This is a genomic window from Rhizobium sp. J15, from assembly GCF_002531825.1.
Taxonomy (GTDB): domain Bacteria; phylum Pseudomonadota; class Alphaproteobacteria; order Rhizobiales; family Rhizobiaceae; genus Rhizobium.
In genome coordinates, this window is the sequence record NZ_NWSX01000008.1 from 190,570 (window position 1) to 206,117 (window position 15,548).

Consider the following 15,548-nt stretch of genomic DNA (forward strand, 5'->3'; position numbering starts at 1 on the left):
AGGGCAATGGCCGATGCGAAAACCAGGTTCGATGAAAGGTCTCGAGGATCTCGGGCGTGTGCGGCTGTCGCAAAACTTCTTTTTCCGCGATTTCCTGCATTCCGAAATCGCCGATTTCTACCGCATTCCCAACATTCCCGAGGATCCCGATCTGGCGATCGAGGCGGGCAGGCGGCTTTGCCAGGAATTGCTGGAGCCGCTGGAGACGACCTTCGGTCGCCTGCATATCCGCTCCGGCTATCGCTCGCCCGCCGTCAACCGCTTCGGCAACGAGAACAATCTGAATTGTTCGACCAATGCCGCCACTGCGGCGCATCACATCTGGGATATCAGGGATTTTGACGGCTGCATGGGTGCCGCGGTCTGCATTGCCGTGCCGTGGATGCTCGATCGCTACAGCGATGAAGGCGACTGGCGGCGGCTCGCCTGGTGGATTCACGACCACCTGCCTTATGCCTCGCTCTGCTTCTTTCCCAAGCTATGGGCCTTCAATATCCAATGGCATGAACGGCCGAAGCGGGTAATCCAGAGCTATGTCAGCCCGCGCGGCATGCTGACCAAGCCGGGCATGGCCAATTGGGAGGGCGACCATTCCGAATGGTATGGGGGATTTCCGGCATTCAGAAACTGATGCGGTAGCGGATGTGGCCGTCGCTTTCGACATAGCTGTCGTAGAGCGCGCGGGCCGTCTTGTTCTTTTCGCTCGTATGCCAGTAGAGCCGCGACCAGCCCTTCGTCTTGCTGAGCGCGATGAGATCGTCCATCAGCGCCCGCCCGACACCCTTGCCGCGCGCATCGGGATCGACGAAAAGATCTTCGAGATAGCAGTCCCGGGTGCGGATCCAGGTGCCCTCATGCGTGAGATAGAGTGCAAATCCCATCAGCCGGCCATCGACTTCGGCGACGCGCATCGCGATCGCCGACGCCGGATCGAAAACCCGGCGCCATGTCTGATCGGTGATATCGGCATCGACCGTCACTTCGTAGAAGGCGAGGTAGGCCGCCCAGAGTTCGCGCCAGCGGACCTCATCCTCGGGGCGGGCATCGCGTATCGTCACGGTCATGGGCTTTCCTTCTTCAGGCGCCGGCTTCGTCGAGCAGCGCCATCGCTTCTTTGGTGAGCGAAAGTGTCGCCGATTTCACCAGACTTTCAAGCTGTGAGAGACTGGTCGCACTGGCAATCGGCGCCGTCACGCCCTTCTTGCGCAGCAGCCAGGCGAGCGCGATTTCCGCGGGCTTGGCGCCGGTCTCGGCCGAAACTTTGTCAAGTGCTGCCAGGATGCGCAGGCCCTTAGCGTCGAAATATTGCGAAACGCGGCCTTCGCGGGCGCGGCCCTGCGTATCGGCCTTGCTGCGGTATTTGCCGGTGAGGAAGCCGGCGGCGAGACTGAAATAGGTGATGACGCCGATATCCTGCCTGACGCAGAGTTCGGCGAGCGGCCCCTCGAAACTGGCGCGCTCGTAGAGATTATATTCCGGCTGCAGCACATCGTATCGCGGCAGGCCGGCCTTCTCGGCGGCATCGAAGGAGGCCTGAAGCAGCGCGGCATCGTAGTTCGAGCAGCCGATGGCGCGGATCTTGCCCTGCTGTTTCAGCTTGGCAAAGGCGCCGAGCGTTTCCTCGTGCGGCGTATCGGCATCCGGCCAGTGCGCGAGATAGAGGTCTATGTGGTCGGTCTGCAGCCGGCGCAGCGAATCCTCGACCGCCTTCAGAATGTAGGCCGCCTTCAGTGTCTTTCCCTGACCCATGTCCGAGCCGACCTTGGTGATGATGACGGCCTTGTCGCGGGAAATCCGGGATTGCTTCAGCCAGCGTCCGATGATCTCCTCGGAATCGCCGCCCTTGTTGCCGGGAACCCAGGAGGAATAGACATCCGCCGTGTCGATCGTGTTCAGGCCCGCATCGAAGAAGGCGTCGAGAATGGCGAAGGACGTTTTCTCGTCGGCCGTCCAGCCGAAGACATTGCCGCCGAAGACGATCGGCGAGACCGAAAGACCAGTTTTTCCAAGCCGGCGCATTTCCATGACGCTCTCCAAATGAATGAAATGATTTGAAATTGCGGATGCGGCAGAACGCCGTCCCGCAGCATGATGCCGAAAGCGTCAGCGCTTTTCGGCCATCACGCTCTGACTGCCCAGCATAACCTAGCGCGATCCCGGCGTCAGGGAAGCCAAACTTCCGTGATTTCGCCCCGCGCCATTGCGCCGCAGCGGGCGCCTGAATATGGTTCGCGGAAATCAGCTTGGGAGATTGGGATCATGTTGCGCTTCGGTATCATTTCAACCGCCAAGATCGGCCGCGACAATGTCGTTCCTGCGATCCAGGATGCGGAGAACTGCGTCGTCACGGCGATTGCGAGCCGCGATCTCGCGCGCGCAAGGGAGATGGCGGACCGCTTCTCGGTGCCGCATGCCTTCGGCTCCTACGAGGAGATGCTCGCCTCCGACGTGATCGATGCCGTCTATATTCCGCTGCCGACCTCGCAGCACATCGAATGGTCGATCAAGGCTGCCGATGCCGGCAAGCACGTGCTCTGCGAAAAGCCGCTGGCGCTGAAGGCGGCCGATATCGACGAAGTGATCGCTGCCCGCGACCGCAACCGGGTGATCGTCACTGAAGCCTATATGATCACCTATTCCCCGGTCTGGCAGAAGGTACGTTCGCTGATCGATGAGGGCGCGATCGGCTCGCTCAAGCATGTGCAGGGCGCCTTCACCTATTTCAACCGCGACGCCGCCAACATGCGCAACATCCCCGAACTCGGCGGCGGCGGCCTTCCCGATATCGGCGTCTATCCGGTCATGAGCACGCGTTTTTCCACCGGCAAGGAGCCGCTCTGGATTCAGGCGATCACCGAGCGCGATCCCGATTTCGGCACCGATATCTATTCCAGCGTCAAGGCCGATTTCGGCGACTTCGAGCTGAGCTTCTATGTCTCGACGCAGATGGCCAACCGCCAGGTCATGGTCTTCCATGGCACCGACGGCTACATCGAGGTCAAGTCGCCCTTCAATGCCAATCGCTGGGGGCCGGAGGAGATCGAGCTTGCCGACCGCAGCCACAATGAATCGCGCATCTTCCGCTTCCAGGACAGCCGCCAATACAAGCGCGAGGTCGAGGCCTTCGCCCGGGCAGCAAAGGGCGGCAAGGAAGAGATCGTCACGCTGGAAAATTCGAAGCTGAACCAGAAGGTGATCGATGCGATCTACCGCGCCAGCGAGAAGGACGGCTGGGAAGCCGTCTGATTATTCCGCGCGGAAGACGAAGCGCGAATAGCCGAAGAAGCTGAAGACCATGGCGGCGACGCTGGCAACCACCATCGCCGCAAGCGGCTGTAGCGCCGGCAGCGAAAGCAGAAGCGCGGAATAGAGCCCGTAATTGACGAGCGCCGCCGTGACGCCGACCGAGCCGTAACGGAAGCCTTCGGCGGCGAGCGAGCGGCCGGAGCGATCGAAGGTGAAGTTCCGGTTGAAGACCCAGGTTGACGCCATGGCGAGGGCGATCGCGATGAGCCGGGCCAGGAAAGGCCCGAGCGGTGTCAGCGCCAGCAGCGCCGACAGCACGCCCGCATCGACGAGAAAACCGATGCCACCGGCAATCGCGAAGCGGATGAGCTTTTTCATGCCGCGTCCGCCTTGCCGCGGCCGGCGCGGGGCGCAGGCGCTACGTCGCCATCCAGCAGCTTGGCCGCGCCTGGCGTCTCCAGGCTCATATAATGGATGCGCAGCTGTTCGGCGCGGGCGCGGGCGACGGAATCGAGGATGACGCCGGCGGTGAACAGCATGAAGGAAATCATCATCAGCGCCATCGACAGCACCCAGGTCGGCATGCGGCTGACGAGGCCCGTCTCGAAATATTCCGCCAGCACCGGCGTCATGAATCCGAGGCTTGCCAGCATGAAGGCGGCGCTGATCGCGCTGAAGAAGGCGAAGGGCCGCGTCTCCTTCATCAGCATCGCAAACATCCAGAGGATCTTGCCGCCGTCGCGGAAGGTCGAAAGCTTGGAATGCGAACCCTCCGGGCGGCGGCCATAGTCGAGCTCCAGTTCGCTGACCGGCAGCTTCAGCCGGGAGGCATGCACCGACATTTCGGTCTCGATCTCGAAGCCGCCCGACACAGCCGGGAAGCTCTTGACGAAACGGCGCGAGAAGGCGCGGTAGCCGGAGAAGATATCGGTGAAATCAGGGCCGAAGATCGTCCGGTAGAGCACGTTGAAAAGCCGGTTGCCGAGCGCATGGCCGTGACGGCCGGCATCGGCATGCACGCCGCGCCGCGTTCCCACAACCATGTCGGCGCGCTCCGTCAGCAGCGTGCGCACCAGTTCTTCGGCGTCGCCGGGCGCATAAGTCCCGTCGCCGTCGGCCATGATGTAGATGTCGGCATCGATGTCGGCGAACATGCGGCGCACCACATGACCCTTGCCCTGCCGCCGTTCGCGTACCACGTGCGCGCCGGCCAGCATCGCCTGCAGCGCGGTCCCGTCGGTGGAATTGTTGTCGTAGACGTGGATCGCTGCATCCGGCAGGATCGCTCGGAAGCCTTGCACCACGGGGCCGATCGTCGCCGCCTCGTTGTAGCAGGGAAGCAGGACGGCGATATCAAGATTACCGGTACGCGATCGGGCCATGACTTTACTCGTTACACAGAAGCCGTGCCGAGCCTAACCCACTCGGCGTTAATAAGACGCTATGACGCAGGCGAAATCGGCGGTGGCCGGAGACGGCTTTACACTTTCTTGATCGGCGGGGGCTAAGGTTCAGCGATCTGGGAAACGAACTGCTAACCACATGAATGCCGTGCAGCCGATCGCCAATGCATTATCCGCGACTGAAGCCCATCGCAGTGGAGTACGCGGCCTGCTGACGCGGCTGTGGCCGGCCGTCACCGCCTACAGCATCATTCTTGCCGCCGTCATCGTCGTCACCAGGCTTTCCGGCGCCACCGATTATGTCGGTCCCGACAATGACGATGGCATGCGTCTCGTCGAGGTTCGCGATTTTCTCGCCGGCCAGGGCTGGTTCGATCTGATGCAATACCGGCTCGGTCTCGGCGGCGGCACGCTGATGCACTGGTCGCGGCTGATCGATCTGCCGATCGCCTCGCTGATCTGGTTCTTCGGCCTGTTTGCGCCGCGCGAGACGGCCGAGGCGCTGGCGCTCGCCATCTGGCCGGTGTCGCTCATCCTGCCGGCAATGCTTGCCATGGCCGTTGCCGGCCGGCGGATCGGCGGTGTCGCCGGCATGCATATCAGCCTCGGCATGACCTGCTTCGTGATCTACACCGGCAATCGTTTCGCGCCCGGCGCCATCGACCATCACAATGCGCAGCTGGCGCTGGTCGCGACGATGACGGCGATGCTGCTGGATCCGCAGCGTCGCGGCTGGAGCTATGCGGTTGCCGGCATCGCCGCGGCTGTCGCCATTGCCATCGGCGCCGAGACGACGCCCTTCGTCGCCGCCGTCTGCCTGGCCGTTGCCGTGCTCTGGGCATGGGAGGGCCGGGATTTCGCCGTCGCCGCCCAGTCCTTCGGCCTGGCGCTGGCGATTGCAATCAGCATCCTGTTCTTCGCCACGGTGCCGCCTCGGCTCTATTCCATGGTCACCTGCGACAATCTCTCGCTCGGCTATTACAGCCTTGCGGCGATCGGTGGCGGTCTTCTGCTGTTCTGCGCGGTTTTTGCGAGCCGCCTTGCCCGCCCCATGCGCTTTCTGGCGCTGGCCGTCGTCGGCGCCGGCGTTCTCGGCTCGGCGATCGTGATCGCGCCGCAATGCCTGAGCGATCCGCTGGCTGGCCTCGATCCCATGCTGGTCGAGCTCTGGCTGAGGAATGTTTCCGAAGCGAAGTCGGTCTTTGCGCTGGCGCGCACCGAGCCCTTCGATGTCGGCGCCTTCTATGCGGCCGGCCTCTTCGGCATCGCCGTCTGCATCTTCCGCATCGTCCAGCGCGACCGGGCCCAGATCCATCTGATCCTGCTTTTCCTGCTCGCCATCTGCTGGGGCATAGCGCTGGTGCAGGTGCGCGGCTCGCCCTTCTCCAACCTGCTCGCCATCCTGCCGCTTAGCCTGCTGATCATCGATATCAGGCGCATCTCCAACGGCGACAGCGAGAATGTCGCCGCCGCCTTCGTCTATATAATGACGGTGTTTGCGAGCGTACCGGCCGCCTGGGCGGTCGGTGGGGGGCTTCTGTCGATGCAGCTGGGGAACGACGGGCAGAAAAAGGTTGCCGAACCGGCCAAGGAGCATTCCTGCAACTCAAGGCAGGCGCTGGCGCCGCTTGCCGGGCTTCCTGCCGGCCTCGTCTCCGCTCCGGCGGAAATGGGTGTTTCCATTCTCCGCTTCACGCAGAACCGGGTTCTCGCGGCGCCCTATCATCGCGATCAGGGCGGCATGCTGACGGAGCTGCATATCGGCATGGCTAAACCGCAGGAGGCGGAATCTTTTCTGAAGGGGGCGGGCGTGACCACGCTCGCTTTCTGCCCTGACGATCCGCAGACGCGCCAGCTCGCCAGATTGAAGCCGGATGGGCTCTATGCCGAACTCGGCAAGGGCAATATTCCGCCTTATCTCGAGCCCCTCCCGAAACCGGCGGGGGCAGGCGTGCAGTTCTTTCGCTATCGGCCGGCGGCGAATTGACGCCGGCAGCGGTCTTTACTGAAAGACGCGCAGTGCACGAAGACGCGCGCTGGCATAGAGGCCGAGCACGAAAAGGATGAGGCCGCCATTATAGCCGAGGATGGCATAGAGGAGCGCCAGAAGCGAAACCGGCCCGGGCGAAAATATCGCCGCCAGCGCGAAGGTCATCCCGATCAGCGCGGCGACCAACGCGATCACGCCGGCCGAGCGCATTTGCCCGGCGCTGATGCCCAATGCTGCTGCTGTGAGAATAATCATTTCAGCACCTTCCCAGAGAGAACGAGGGGAAGCATAGGAAGCGCCAACTAACAAAGATTTACCGGCCAAGTTCGCCGAAAAGCCTTTGCTTTGCGGTGGTTAGCAATCCCTTTCGGGTAAAACGCAAAGTCTAACGATGCGTTCCGCGAGGAAACTAATTTTTCCCGATTTTGTTGTTCTCGGCGAAACTGCAACAATGACATGTATGGAATACTCGGTCTGACGGCAGCATCCAACAGCCGGGAAAACAGGTCTCGGCCGGCATCGCGACCTTCCCGTTTCCCGCGGATGGTCATAGAAAGAAGGCATGAGCAACGTCTTCGACAGCGATTCGCCGACCAACCTTGCCGAATATTCGGTTTCGGAGCTTTCCGGCTCGATCAAGCGCACCGTCGAAACGGCTTTCGACCAGGTGCGCGTGCGCGGCGAAATATCAGGTTATCGCGGTCCGCACTCTTCGGGCCATGCCTATTTCTCCTTGAAGGATGACCGCGCCCGCATCGATGCCGTCATCTGGAAGGGCACCTTCTCACGCCTGAAGTTCCGTCCGGAAGAGGGCATGGAAGTCATCGCCACCGGCAAGGTCACCACCTTCCCGGGCTCCTCGAAATACCAGATCGTCATCGAGACGCTGGAGCCCGCCGGCGCCGGCGCGCTGATGGCGCTGATCGAGGAGCGCAAGCGCAGGCTTGGCGCCGAAGGCCTGTTCGATGCCGCCCGCAAGAAGCGGCTGCCCTTCATGCCCAAGGTGATCGGCGTCGTCACCTCGCCGACCGGCGCCGTGATCCGCGATATCCTGCACCGCATCTCCGATCGTTTCCCCGTGCATGTCCTCGTCTGGCCGGTCAAGGTCCAGGGGGAGGGGTCCGGCGAGGAGGTGGCGAACGCAATCCGCGGCTTCAATGCGCTGGAGCCGGGTGGCGCGATTGCCCGTCCCGACGTGCTGATCGTCGCACGCGGCGGCGGCAGCCTGGAAGATCTCTGGAGTTTCAACGACGAAATCGTCGTGCGCGCCGCGGCCGAAAGCCGGATACCGCTGATCTCGGCCGTCGGTCACGAGACCGACTGGACGCTGATCGATTATGCCGCCGATGTCCGCGCCCCGACGCCGACCGGTGCCGCCGAAATGGCCGTGCCCGTCAAGGCGGAGTTGGAGGCGCAGGCCGCCGCTCTTGCCGCGCGCCTGCAGGGCTGCATGAACCGGCAGATGGATCAGCGCCGCCAGTCCGTCCGCGCCCTGATGCGGGCACTGCCGTCGCTCGATCAGCTTCTCGCTTTGCCGCGGCGCCGCTTCGACGAGGCAGCCGCCGGCCTCGGCCGCGGGCTGGAACTCAACACCATCAACAAGCGCCGCGGCTTCGAGCGTGTCGCCTCGCATCTGCGCCCTGATGTGCTCTCCAACCGCATCGCCGAGCGCCGCCAGCTTCTGAACGAGCGCATGGCGCGGGCCGAACGCACCGTCGAACGCCTGCTCGACCGTTCGAAGTCCCGCATCGACCGCGCCGAGGCCATCCTCGCATCGCTGCCCACCCGGCTGAAGACGCAGACCGATCGCGGCCGCGAACGTCTCGGCAATCTCACGCGCCATGCCGATACGGCGATCCGCCACCAGCTGACGCGCGCCCGCGCCGAGCTTTCCGCGCAGGACCGCGTGCTCCAGTCGCTCTCCTATAAGAATGTGCTGAAGCGCGGTTACGCCGTCATTCGCGATGAAGATGACAGGCCGGTCTCGCAGGCCGCAGCTCTCTCCGCCGGCATCGGCATCGCCATCGAATTCGCCGATGGCCGCGTCGGCGCGATGACGACGGAAGGCGGCACTCCACCTGTCGGCGCCAAGAAACGCAGTGCAAAACCTGCGGATCCAACGAAACAGGGAAGCCTGTTCTGACAATGCGGATCCTGCTGGTGCTTGCCCATCCGCTGCCGGACAGTTTTGCCGCCTCGGTGGCGCGCACCGCTCGCGAAGCCTTGGAAGCCTCCGGCCATGTCGTCGACCTGCTCGATCTCTATGCCGAGGATTTCGATCCGCGCCTGTCCGAGGCGGAACGCCGCGCTTATTTCGACGTGCCTTATGATACTTCGGCCGTCGCCGATGCCGTAGCCCGGCTGCGGTCGGCCGACGGGCTCGTCCTTGTCTTTCCGCAATGGTGGTTCAATTTTCCGGCTATCCTGAAAGGGTTCTTCGATCGCGTCTTCGCGCCCGGCGTGGCCTTCACCCACGATGCCGCCGGCGGCCGCATCGTGCCTCAGCTTACCAATATCAGGCTGCTCTATGCGCTGACGACGACGGGCTCGCCCTGGTGGCTGGTGCATCTCTACATGGGCAATCCCGTTCGCCGCCTGCTGAAGCGCGGCATCGCCAATTTCTGCTCGAAGAAGCTCGTCTTCCGCATGCTGAGCCTGCACGACATGGACCGGGCGACGGAGGCCAGGCGCAAGGCGCATCTGGAGCGTGTCCGCAAGGCGCTTGCCGCCGTCTGATTATTCGAAATCCGACAGGAATTTCTTCAGCAGCCGGTCGAACTCGGCCTTGTCCTCGGCTGTCAGATTGCGCGTCAAGCGCTGCTGGTTGGCGACATGGGCGCCGACCGCCTCTTCGACGGTCGCGAGGCCCTTTTCGGTCAGCGCGATCAGCACGCTGCGCCTGTCTTCCGGATTGAGGATGCGCTCGACGAGGCCGGCTTTCTCCAGCTGGTCGATCCGGTTGGTCATCGTGCCGGAGCTGACCATCGTCATCTCCAGAAGTTCGCCCGGCGAGAGCCGGTGCGGCGCGCCGGAGCGGCGAAGCGTGGCCAGCACGTCGAAGGCCGAGGTGGAAAGCCCGTGCTTCATGAGCGCGGTTTCCACTTCGCGGCCGAGATGGGTGCCGAGACGCTTCAGCCGCCCGAGGATGCCCATCGGTTCGACGTCGAGGTCCGGCCGCTCGCGCCGCCACTGCGCCAGGATCCTGTCGACGTGATCTTGCTTCCCTTCACTCATGTCACATCGATAACAGGCGATATCTTGACGTCAAGATAAATTGCGCTATGTTGAATTTATCTTGACGTAGAGATTCTTGATATGAAGACAAACTCGCGATATCTGGCCGATGTGCTGATCACCGCCGTCGCTCCGGCCATCTGGGGCAGCACCTATTTCGTCACGACATCCTTATTGCCGCATGGCTATCCGCTGACCGTTGCGATGCTGCGCGCCCTGCCGGCGGGCCTGCTTCTGCTGCTCATCGTCCGCAAGCTGCCGACCGGTGTCTGGTGGGGCCGGGCCTTCATTCTCGGCGCGCTCAACTTTTCATTCTTCTGGGCGATGCTCTTCGTTTCGGCCTATCGGCTGCCGGGCGGTGTGGCGGCCACCGTCGGCGCCGTGCAGCCGCTGATTGTCATCGCCTTGTCGCGCCTTTTCCTCGGCAAACCGATCCGTTTTCTCGCCGTCGTCGCCGGCCTGATCGGCATGTCAGGGGTGGCGCTGCTGGTGCTGACGCCGAATGCGGCACTCGATCCAGTCGGCATCGCCGCCGGTCTTGCCGGCGCGGTGTCGATGGCCTTCGGCACGGTGCTGAGCCGCCATTGGCAGCCGCCCGTTTCCAGCCTGACCTTCACGTCATGGCAGTTGACCGCCGGCGGCATCCTGCTCGTGCCCGTCGCCTTGCTGCTGGAGCCGGCGCTTCCCATGCCGACGACAGAAAATATTCTCGGCATTGCCTATCTCGGCCTGATCGGTGCGGCCTTCACCTATCTGCTCTGGTTCCGCGGCCTGTCGCGCATCGAACCCTCGGCGGCCGCATCGCTCGGCTTTCTCAGCCCCGTCGTTGCAACCCTGCTCGGCTGGCTGGCGCTCGGCGAGAGCCTGACGCCGGCGCAAATCGCCGGCTTCGCCATGGTGCTCGCCAGCGTCTGGCTCAGTCAGCGGACGATGATGCCGGTCAGGCCCACTCGCCCTGGCGCATCACCGCAACCCGCGATCCGTCAGGCTTGACGCCGTCGATATCGACCTTGTCGGAGCCGATCATCCAGTCGATATGGATGAGGCTGGAATTGCCGCCCTGCGCCTTGATTTGTTCCTGGCTCAAGGTCGCGCCATCGAGGAAGCATTTGGAATAGCACTGGCCGAGCGCGATGTGGCAGGAGGCGTTTTCGTCGAACAGCGTGTTGTAGAACAGGATGCCGCTCGCCGAGATCGGGGAGGAATGCGGCACGAGCGCCACTTCGCCGAGCCGGCGCGCGCCTTCGTCGGTATCGAGCACCTTGTTCAGCACCTCTTCGCCGCGCGACGCCTTGGCCTCGACGATGCGCCCGCCTTCGAAGCGCACCTGGATGTTGTCGATCAGCGTGCCCTGATGCGACAGCGGCTTGGTGCTGGAAACATGACCTTCGACGCGCAGCGCATGCGGCGTCGTGAACACCTCTTCGGTCGGGATATTCGGATTGCAGGTGATGCCGTTCTTGGCTGTGGAAGCGCCGCCATGCCACTCGTGACCATCGGCGAGACCGACGGTCAGGTCCGTGCCCGGTCCCGTGAAATGCAGCGAGGCGAAGCGCTCGCCGTTCAGCCAGGCGGAGCGTTTGGCAAGGTTGGCATTGTGCTCGGCCCAGGCGGCGACGGGGTCGCTGACATCGACGCGCGAGGCGGCAAAGATCGCCTTGGCGAGCTTGGCGATCGCGATCGGTTCAGGATCGTCGGGGAAGACCACCTTGGCCCAGGAAGGGTTGGGATAGGAGACGATGTTCCAGTTGATGTCGAAATTCGAGATCTTTTCCAGCGCCGGCTTATAGGCGGTGGAGGTGGCGCGATTGGCGCGGCCGACCTTGCCGGCATCCTGCTCGGACAGCAGCATCGGATTGTCGCCGGCGATTGCAAGACGGGCCGCCCCGTTGGCATAGGCCTTGGCCATGCCCTCGTAGAGCCAGCCCGAAGCGCGGTCGAAACTTTCGTCGCTGCCGTACTGATAGCGCGCCAGCGTCGTTTCCTCGTCGGAATAGAAGGCGCTCACCAGCCCTGCGCCGGCCCGATAGGCCTCTCTGGTGATCAGGCGGACGAGCGGCAGCGCCACCACGGGCGCGGTGATCACCAGATCCTGGCCTTTCTGCAGCTGAAGGCCGACCTTGACGGCGACCTCGGCAAGCTTTTCCAGCTTGGCGGGATCAACGGTGTTCTGGGTCTGGGACATGAAATTCATGGTGCAACCTGCCTCTTGTCGACGGTGGGAGGCTGGAAGACTTAGACCCGTTTGCGGCGAAATTGAAGCGTGCCGCATCCGAATTGACAGCGGCCGGATGCCTGTCCGGCCGCTTGGCGCGCCTCAAGCGGCAGCGGGCAGCCTGAGCAGGATCGAGTTATGTTTCTCCAGGAACTCCGTAAGCCGCTGCGGATAGTCCTCGCCAACCGCTGCCCGAACGCTTGCCCGCGCCGACAGCGCCGTGCGCCAGCGCTTGACCCGATCGAGCCCGTCGAAGATGCCGCTGTCGCCGAGCGTATCGAAAAGATCGAAATAGCGGAAAACCGGCGCGAAGACGGCGTCGACGAGGCTGAAGCTGCCGCCGGCGAAATAGGGTCCGTCCGCCAGCGCGGCCTCGATCGTTGCGAATTTGGCGGCGAGCGCCTTGCGCTTGGCTTTCAGCTGCGCCGCATCCTGTGCCGTTTCATAGCCCCAGAGATCGGAGAGCACGGACGAGCCGAATTCCATCCAGCCGCGGTGGTGGGCGCGAGTCAAAGGGTCCGCCGGATGCAGGGCGGCGCCTGCCTGCGTTTCCTCCAGATATTCGCAGATGACGCTGCTTTCGAACAGCACGGCCTCGCTGCCGTCTTCCTCCTCGATCCTGAGCAGCGGCACTTTGCCGAGCGGCGAGATCTTCAGGAACCAGTCGGGTTTGTCGGCGAGATCGATGTTGATGCGTTCGAAGGGCACGCCCTTTTCGAGAAGCGTTATCGCGGCACGCTGCACATAGGGGCAGAGGTGATGGCTGATGAGGGTAAGCCTGCTCATGAAAAATCTCCTGGCGGTTTGCGGAAGGGATCGGCTGTCTCAAATTGCATGCATATGCATCTAATATCGCTTGCGGCGAAATTCAAGATAGATGTAATTGCATTTATGTCCGAGAAAATGCCCAAACCCAGCGAAGCCGTCATTTCAGCCTGGACGCATGTCATGCGCGCCCGCGAGCGCCTGCTCGGCGCGATCGAGGCCGATCTGAAGGCGGCCGGCATGCCGCCGCTTGCCTGGTACGACGTGCTGTGGGAACTGGCGCGTTCGCAATCCGGCCGGCTGCGTCCCTATGAGATCGAGGAGCGGACATTGCTGACGCAGTATAATCTTTCCCGCCTGCTCGATCGGCTGGAAAGAGAGGGCCTGGTCCGGCGCGAGATCTTCGCCGAAGATGGACGCGGCCGCTGGATCGTCATCACCGAAGCCGGGCGTCAGCTGCGCGAGCGCATGTGGGTGGTCTACGGCAGATCGATCGAGACCCATATCGGCGGCAAGCTTGCCGAAAGCGAGGCGAGGTCGATCGCCGGCCTGCTCGACCGCTTTCTGTAGTGCCTGTCATCGGGAAATATGTGGCGGGTTCGGCATCATGCTCCGGTCAGGCGATCAGCGGCGCGGCGACGGCGTTGAGCACCTTCAACGCCTCCTTCGGATCGAGCCGCACCTGAAGCCCGCGCTGCCCGCCGTTGATATAGACGAGCGGTTCGGCCAGGGCGGCCTCCTCGATCGCCGTCGGCACCATCTTCTTCTGGCCGAAGGGGCTGATGCCGCCGACATGATAGCCCGTCAGCCGCTCGGCATCGGCGGGCTTCATCATATTGGCCGACTTGCCGCGGAAGGCGCTCGCAAGCTTCTTCATGCTCACTTCGCGATCCGACGGCACGACCACGCAGACCGGCTTGCCGTCCACCTCCGCCATCAGCGTTTTCAGCACCCGTTGCGGTGCCTCGCCCAAAGCCTCCGCCGCCTGCAGGCCGACGCGTTCGGCGCCGGGGTCGTAGTCATAGGCGTGGACGGAGAAAGCGACGCCCGCCTGGGAAAGAACCTGTGTCGCGCGGGTGGTCTTGGACATGGCTCAGCGCTCGAAAGCACCGGCGTAAATCTCCGGCTTGAAGCCGACGAGCAGCTTGCCCTTTGTCTCCAGCACCGGCCGCTTGATCATCGACGGCTGGTCGAGCATCAGCGCGATTGCCTTTTCCCGCGTCAGGTTTTCGCGTTCGGCATCGGGCAGTTTCCGGAAGGTGGTGCCGGCGCGGTTGAGCACGGTATCGAGGCCGGCTTCGTCGATCCAGGCTTCCAGATGGGCGCGGTCGATGCCCGATGCCTTGTAGTCGTGAAACGCATAGGCGACATCATGCGCTTCCAGCCAGCTGCGAGCCTTCTTCATCGTGTCGCAATTCTTGATGCCATAGATGGTGACGGCCATGCCGGATCGATCTCCCTGTGATGACAGCGGGATAACATGCGCAAAGCCCGGCGCAAACGCCGTGCGGCGTTTTATCCCCCAGCGCGTCGATCCCGCCCGGCTCAATTCTCCAGCGCGCCGGCCCTGCGTGAAGCCTTGCTGGCGCTACCGCAGGCGATCTTCATCAGGTCGCCGCGCCGCCGCACCAGCCGGTCGGAGGTGCGGGTCAGGACCAGCCCATCCTGCGGCGCATGCAGGTCAAGGCTGCCGCCCGGCTGGCCCGGCCGGGTGACGATCGTCGCCAGAAGGTCGCCTTCCGCAACGCGCTCGCCGATATCGCGATGGAAGAGTACAGCCCCGCCTTCGGGCGCGCGAAGGATCTCGATATTGTCGAGCGGCACGGCCGGACCGGAAAATGCCGCGGCCGCCGTCCCGCCCCGGACGATTCCCCGCGCCGCGAGGAAATGCCAGAGCCCGTCCGCATCCTTTCTCGCCAGCACCGGATCGACGTCGCGCTTGCCGCGCAACTCGACGGTGACGGAGAGTTTGCCGGGCAGCCGCGACCGGCGCTCGCCGGGAACTTCATATTTCCATGCAAAGCCGACAGCCTCCTCGAAGGCGGAGCTTTCGCCGTCCGAAAGCAGCACGGCCTCCATGTCGAGCGCGGCAGCGAGATCGGCCGCCTCCGGCCAGAAGGCCTCGTCGATATAGGCATATTGCAGGGATTCGTCGTCGCAATGCAGGTCGAGGACCAGATCGGCGCCGAGCGCCATATGCAGAAGCTGCCGCTTCAAACTATCGGTAGCCGGATAATCATCGAGATCTTCGACCAGCTCGGCGCGATCGGCAATGGAGATCAGCGGGAAATCCCGGTTGAAATTGGTGCGGGAGCCGAGGTCGAAACGGCCCTGCAGCTCGCCGAAATGCGATTGCGCCGCACCGATCGGATTGGCCTGCGGCACGATGGTGATGTCGCCGGCGATCCGGCCTTCGCCTTCCGCCTGCCGCAGCCTCTCGCAGAGGAAATGCAGGAGCGCCGTTCCCGGCAGTTCGCCGGCATGAAGGGCGGCCTGGATATAGGTTCTCGGCGCCTTCGGATCGTCCCCCGTAAAGCGCAGCACCGGCAGCCGCCACTCCGTTCCCGGTGTGTCTCCCGGGATGATGATCTCTGAAATGTCCATGGGGTCATTGCTCCCTGCTTGAATCAGGTCCAGGCTTCCCGAGCTTTATGCGCGGAAACCGAGGAAGCGCAAGCCTTGCTCCTCCTGTGCT

18 protein-coding genes are annotated in these 15,548 nt (G+C 63.4%); 7 read left to right on the forward strand and 11 right to left on the reverse strand.

Annotated elements, in window-relative coordinates; all coding sequences use genetic code 11:
• Nucleotides 1-13 precede the first annotated feature (13 nt).
• On the forward strand, nucleotides 14-631 hold the full coding sequence (locus tag CO670_RS10060; RefSeq protein WP_097590094.1) for a hypothetical protein: 618 nt from the start codon (nucleotides 14-16) through the stop codon (nucleotides 629-631).
• Here CO670_RS10060 and CO670_RS10065 read toward each other — a convergent pair.
• Both CO670_RS10065 and CO670_RS10070 read right to left on the reverse strand, forming a co-directional pair.
• Nucleotides 621-1,064 carry a GNAT family N-acetyltransferase gene (locus CO670_RS10065; RefSeq protein WP_097590095.1) on the reverse strand — a complete coding sequence of 148 codons (444 nt, stop codon included), beginning with the start codon at nucleotides 1,062-1,064 and terminating at the stop codon, nucleotides 621-623. The genes CO670_RS10060 and CO670_RS10065 overlap by 11 nt on opposite strands.
• 13 nt (nucleotides 1,065-1,077) lie before the next feature.
• Nucleotides 1,078-2,025 carry an aldo/keto reductase gene (locus tag CO670_RS10070; protein WP_097590096.1) on the reverse strand — a complete coding sequence of 316 codons (948 nt, stop codon included), beginning with the start codon at nucleotides 2,023-2,025 and terminating at the stop codon, nucleotides 1,078-1,080.
• Nucleotides 2,026-2,259: 234 nt separating this feature from the next.
• Here CO670_RS10070 and CO670_RS10075 point away from each other — a divergent pair, with 234 nt between their 5' ends.
• The gene (locus CO670_RS10075) at nucleotides 2,260-3,246 is read left to right on the forward strand and encodes a Gfo/Idh/MocA family oxidoreductase (RefSeq protein WP_097590097.1); all 987 of its coding nucleotides are present in this window, start codon (nucleotides 2,260-2,262) and stop codon (nucleotides 3,244-3,246) included.
• On the opposite strand, the gene CO670_RS10080 is transcribed toward CO670_RS10075, so the two are convergent.
• On the reverse strand, nucleotides 3,247-3,624 hold the full coding sequence (locus tag CO670_RS10080; RefSeq protein ID WP_088676526.1) for a GtrA family protein: 378 nt from the start codon (nucleotides 3,622-3,624) through the stop codon (nucleotides 3,247-3,249).
• Nucleotides 3,621-4,628, reverse strand: coding sequence for a glycosyltransferase (locus tag CO670_RS10085; RefSeq protein WP_097590098.1), 1,008 nt, complete (start codon nucleotides 4,626-4,628; stop codon nucleotides 3,621-3,623). The genes CO670_RS10080 and CO670_RS10085 overlap by 4 nt, the downstream gene beginning before the upstream one ends.
• A 160-nt stretch (nucleotides 4,629-4,788) precedes the next feature.
• Here CO670_RS10085 and CO670_RS10090 point away from each other — a divergent pair, with 160 nt between their 5' ends.
• Nucleotides 4,789-6,636 (forward strand): hypothetical protein, encoded by a 1,848-nt coding sequence (locus tag CO670_RS10090; RefSeq protein ID WP_097590099.1) that lies wholly within the window; start codon nucleotides 4,789-4,791, stop codon nucleotides 6,634-6,636.
• Between the two features lie 15 nt (nucleotides 6,637-6,651).
• Here CO670_RS10090 and CO670_RS10095 read toward each other — a convergent pair whose 3' ends face one another.
• On the reverse strand, nucleotides 6,652-6,894 hold the full coding sequence (locus tag CO670_RS10095; protein ID WP_097590100.1) for a hypothetical protein: 243 nt from the start codon (nucleotides 6,892-6,894) through the stop codon (nucleotides 6,652-6,654).
• A 307-nt stretch (nucleotides 6,895-7,201) separates the two neighbouring features.
• Here CO670_RS10095 and xseA point away from each other — a divergent pair, with 307 nt between their 5' ends.
• Together xseA and CO670_RS10105 are read left to right on the forward strand one after the other, a co-directional pair.
• On the forward strand, nucleotides 7,202-8,782 hold the full coding sequence (gene xseA, locus CO670_RS10100) for an exodeoxyribonuclease VII large subunit (protein WP_097590101.1): 1,581 nt from the start codon (nucleotides 7,202-7,204) through the stop codon (nucleotides 8,780-8,782).
• Between the two features lie 2 nt (nucleotides 8,783-8,784).
• Nucleotides 8,785-9,375, forward strand: coding sequence for an NAD(P)H-dependent oxidoreductase (locus tag CO670_RS10105; RefSeq protein ID WP_097590102.1), 591 nt, complete (start codon nucleotides 8,785-8,787; stop codon nucleotides 9,373-9,375).
• Here CO670_RS10105 and CO670_RS10110 read toward each other — a convergent pair whose 3' ends face one another.
• A complete protein-coding gene (locus CO670_RS10110) occupies nucleotides 9,376-9,873 on the reverse strand; it encodes a MarR family transcriptional regulator (protein WP_097590103.1) in 498 nt (165 codons plus the stop codon).
• 81 nt (nucleotides 9,874-9,954) lie between these two features.
• On the opposite strand from CO670_RS10110, the gene CO670_RS10115 reads away from it, so the two are divergent.
• Nucleotides 9,955-10,866, forward strand: coding sequence for an EamA family transporter (locus tag CO670_RS10115; RefSeq protein WP_097590104.1), 912 nt, complete (start codon nucleotides 9,955-9,957; stop codon nucleotides 10,864-10,866).
• Here the strand turns inward: CO670_RS10115 and CO670_RS10120 are convergent.
• Together CO670_RS10120 and CO670_RS10125 are read right to left on the reverse strand one after the other, a co-directional pair.
• Nucleotides 10,814-12,067: an aminopeptidase gene (locus CO670_RS10120; RefSeq protein ID WP_097590105.1), complete on the reverse strand. Its 1,254-nt coding sequence runs from the start codon at nucleotides 12,065-12,067 to the stop codon at nucleotides 10,814-10,816. The two genes, CO670_RS10115 and CO670_RS10120, sit on opposite strands and share 53 nt — an antisense overlap.
• Before the next feature lie 123 nt (nucleotides 12,068-12,190).
• Nucleotides 12,191-12,874, reverse strand: a complete 684-nt coding sequence (locus CO670_RS10125) for a glutathione S-transferase family protein (protein WP_097590106.1) — start codon at nucleotides 12,872-12,874, stop codon at nucleotides 12,191-12,193.
• A gap of 105 nt (nucleotides 12,875-12,979) precedes the next feature.
• On the opposite strand from CO670_RS10125, the gene CO670_RS10130 reads away from it, so the two are divergent.
• Complete coding sequence (locus CO670_RS10130) at nucleotides 12,980-13,423, forward strand: MarR family transcriptional regulator (protein WP_097590107.1); 444 nt, start codon at nucleotides 12,980-12,982, stop codon at nucleotides 13,421-13,423.
• Between the two features lie 46 nt (nucleotides 13,424-13,469).
• Here the strand turns inward: CO670_RS10130 and ybaK are convergent, their stop codons facing one another.
• From ybaK to CO670_RS10145, 3 genes are all read right to left on the reverse strand, one after another.
• Nucleotides 13,470-13,943, reverse strand: a complete 474-nt coding sequence (ybaK, locus tag CO670_RS10135) for a Cys-tRNA(Pro) deacylase (RefSeq protein WP_097590108.1) — start codon at nucleotides 13,941-13,943, stop codon at nucleotides 13,470-13,472.
• A 3-nt stretch (nucleotides 13,944-13,946) separates the two neighbouring features.
• A complete protein-coding gene (locus tag CO670_RS10140) occupies nucleotides 13,947-14,297 on the reverse strand; it encodes an ArsC family reductase (protein ID WP_097590109.1) in 351 nt (116 codons plus the stop codon).
• A 101-nt stretch (nucleotides 14,298-14,398) separates the two neighbouring features.
• Complete coding sequence (locus CO670_RS10145; protein ID WP_097590110.1) at nucleotides 14,399-15,457, reverse strand: succinylglutamate desuccinylase/aspartoacylase family protein; 1,059 nt, start codon at nucleotides 15,455-15,457, stop codon at nucleotides 14,399-14,401.
• Between the last annotated feature and the right edge of the window lie 91 nt (nucleotides 15,458-15,548).

Bases quoted from the DNA above. Each gene is read 5' to 3' on its own strand.
- CO670_RS10080 (WP_088676526.1), bottom strand. From the start codon at position 3,624: ATGAAAAAGCTCATCCGCTTCGCGATTGCCGGTGGCATCGGTTTTCTC.
- CO670_RS10105 (WP_097590102.1), top strand. From the start codon at position 8,785: ATGCGGATCCTGCTGGTGCTTGCCCATCCGCTGCCGGACAGTTTTGCC.
- CO670_RS10140 (WP_097590109.1), bottom strand. From the start codon at position 14,297: ATGGCCGTCACCATCTATGGCATCAAGAATTGCGACACGATGAAGAAG.
- CO670_RS10115 (WP_097590104.1), top strand. From the start codon at position 9,955: ATGAAGACAAACTCGCGATATCTGGCCGATGTGCTGATCACCGCCGTC.
- CO670_RS10085 (WP_097590098.1), bottom strand. From the start codon at position 4,628: ATGGCCCGATCGCGTACCGGTAATCTTGATATCGCCGTCCTGCTTCCC.
- CO670_RS10070 (WP_097590096.1), bottom strand. From the start codon at position 2,025: ATGGAAATGCGCCGGCTTGGAAAAACTGGTCTTTCGGTCTCGCCGATC.
- CO670_RS10090 (WP_097590099.1), top strand. From the start codon at position 4,789: ATGAATGCCGTGCAGCCGATCGCCAATGCATTATCCGCGACTGAAGCC.
- CO670_RS10065 (WP_097590095.1), bottom strand. From the start codon at position 1,064: ATGACCGTGACGATACGCGATGCCCGCCCCGAGGATGAGGTCCGCTGG.
- CO670_RS10120 (WP_097590105.1), bottom strand. From the start codon at position 12,067: ATGAATTTCATGTCCCAGACCCAGAACACCGTTGATCCCGCCAAGCTG.
- ybaK (WP_097590108.1), bottom strand. From the start codon at position 13,943: ATGTCCAAGACCACCCGCGCGACACAGGTTCTTTCCCAGGCGGGCGTC.
- CO670_RS10060 (WP_097590094.1), top strand. From the start codon at position 14: ATGCGAAAACCAGGTTCGATGAAAGGTCTCGAGGATCTCGGGCGTGTG.
- xseA (WP_097590101.1), top strand. From the start codon at position 7,202: ATGAGCAACGTCTTCGACAGCGATTCGCCGACCAACCTTGCCGAATAT.
- CO670_RS10130 (WP_097590107.1), top strand. From the start codon at position 12,980: ATGTCCGAGAAAATGCCCAAACCCAGCGAAGCCGTCATTTCAGCCTGG.
- CO670_RS10125 (WP_097590106.1), bottom strand. From the start codon at position 12,874: ATGAGCAGGCTTACCCTCATCAGCCATCACCTCTGCCCCTATGTGCAG.
- CO670_RS10145 (WP_097590110.1), bottom strand. From the start codon at position 15,457: ATGGACATTTCAGAGATCATCATCCCGGGAGACACACCGGGAACGGAG.
- CO670_RS10075 (WP_097590097.1), top strand. From the start codon at position 2,260: ATGTTGCGCTTCGGTATCATTTCAACCGCCAAGATCGGCCGCGACAAT.
- CO670_RS10110 (WP_097590103.1), bottom strand. From the start codon at position 9,873: ATGAGTGAAGGGAAGCAAGATCACGTCGACAGGATCCTGGCGCAGTGG.
- CO670_RS10095 (WP_097590100.1), bottom strand. From the start codon at position 6,894: ATGATTATTCTCACAGCAGCAGCATTGGGCATCAGCGCCGGGCAAATG.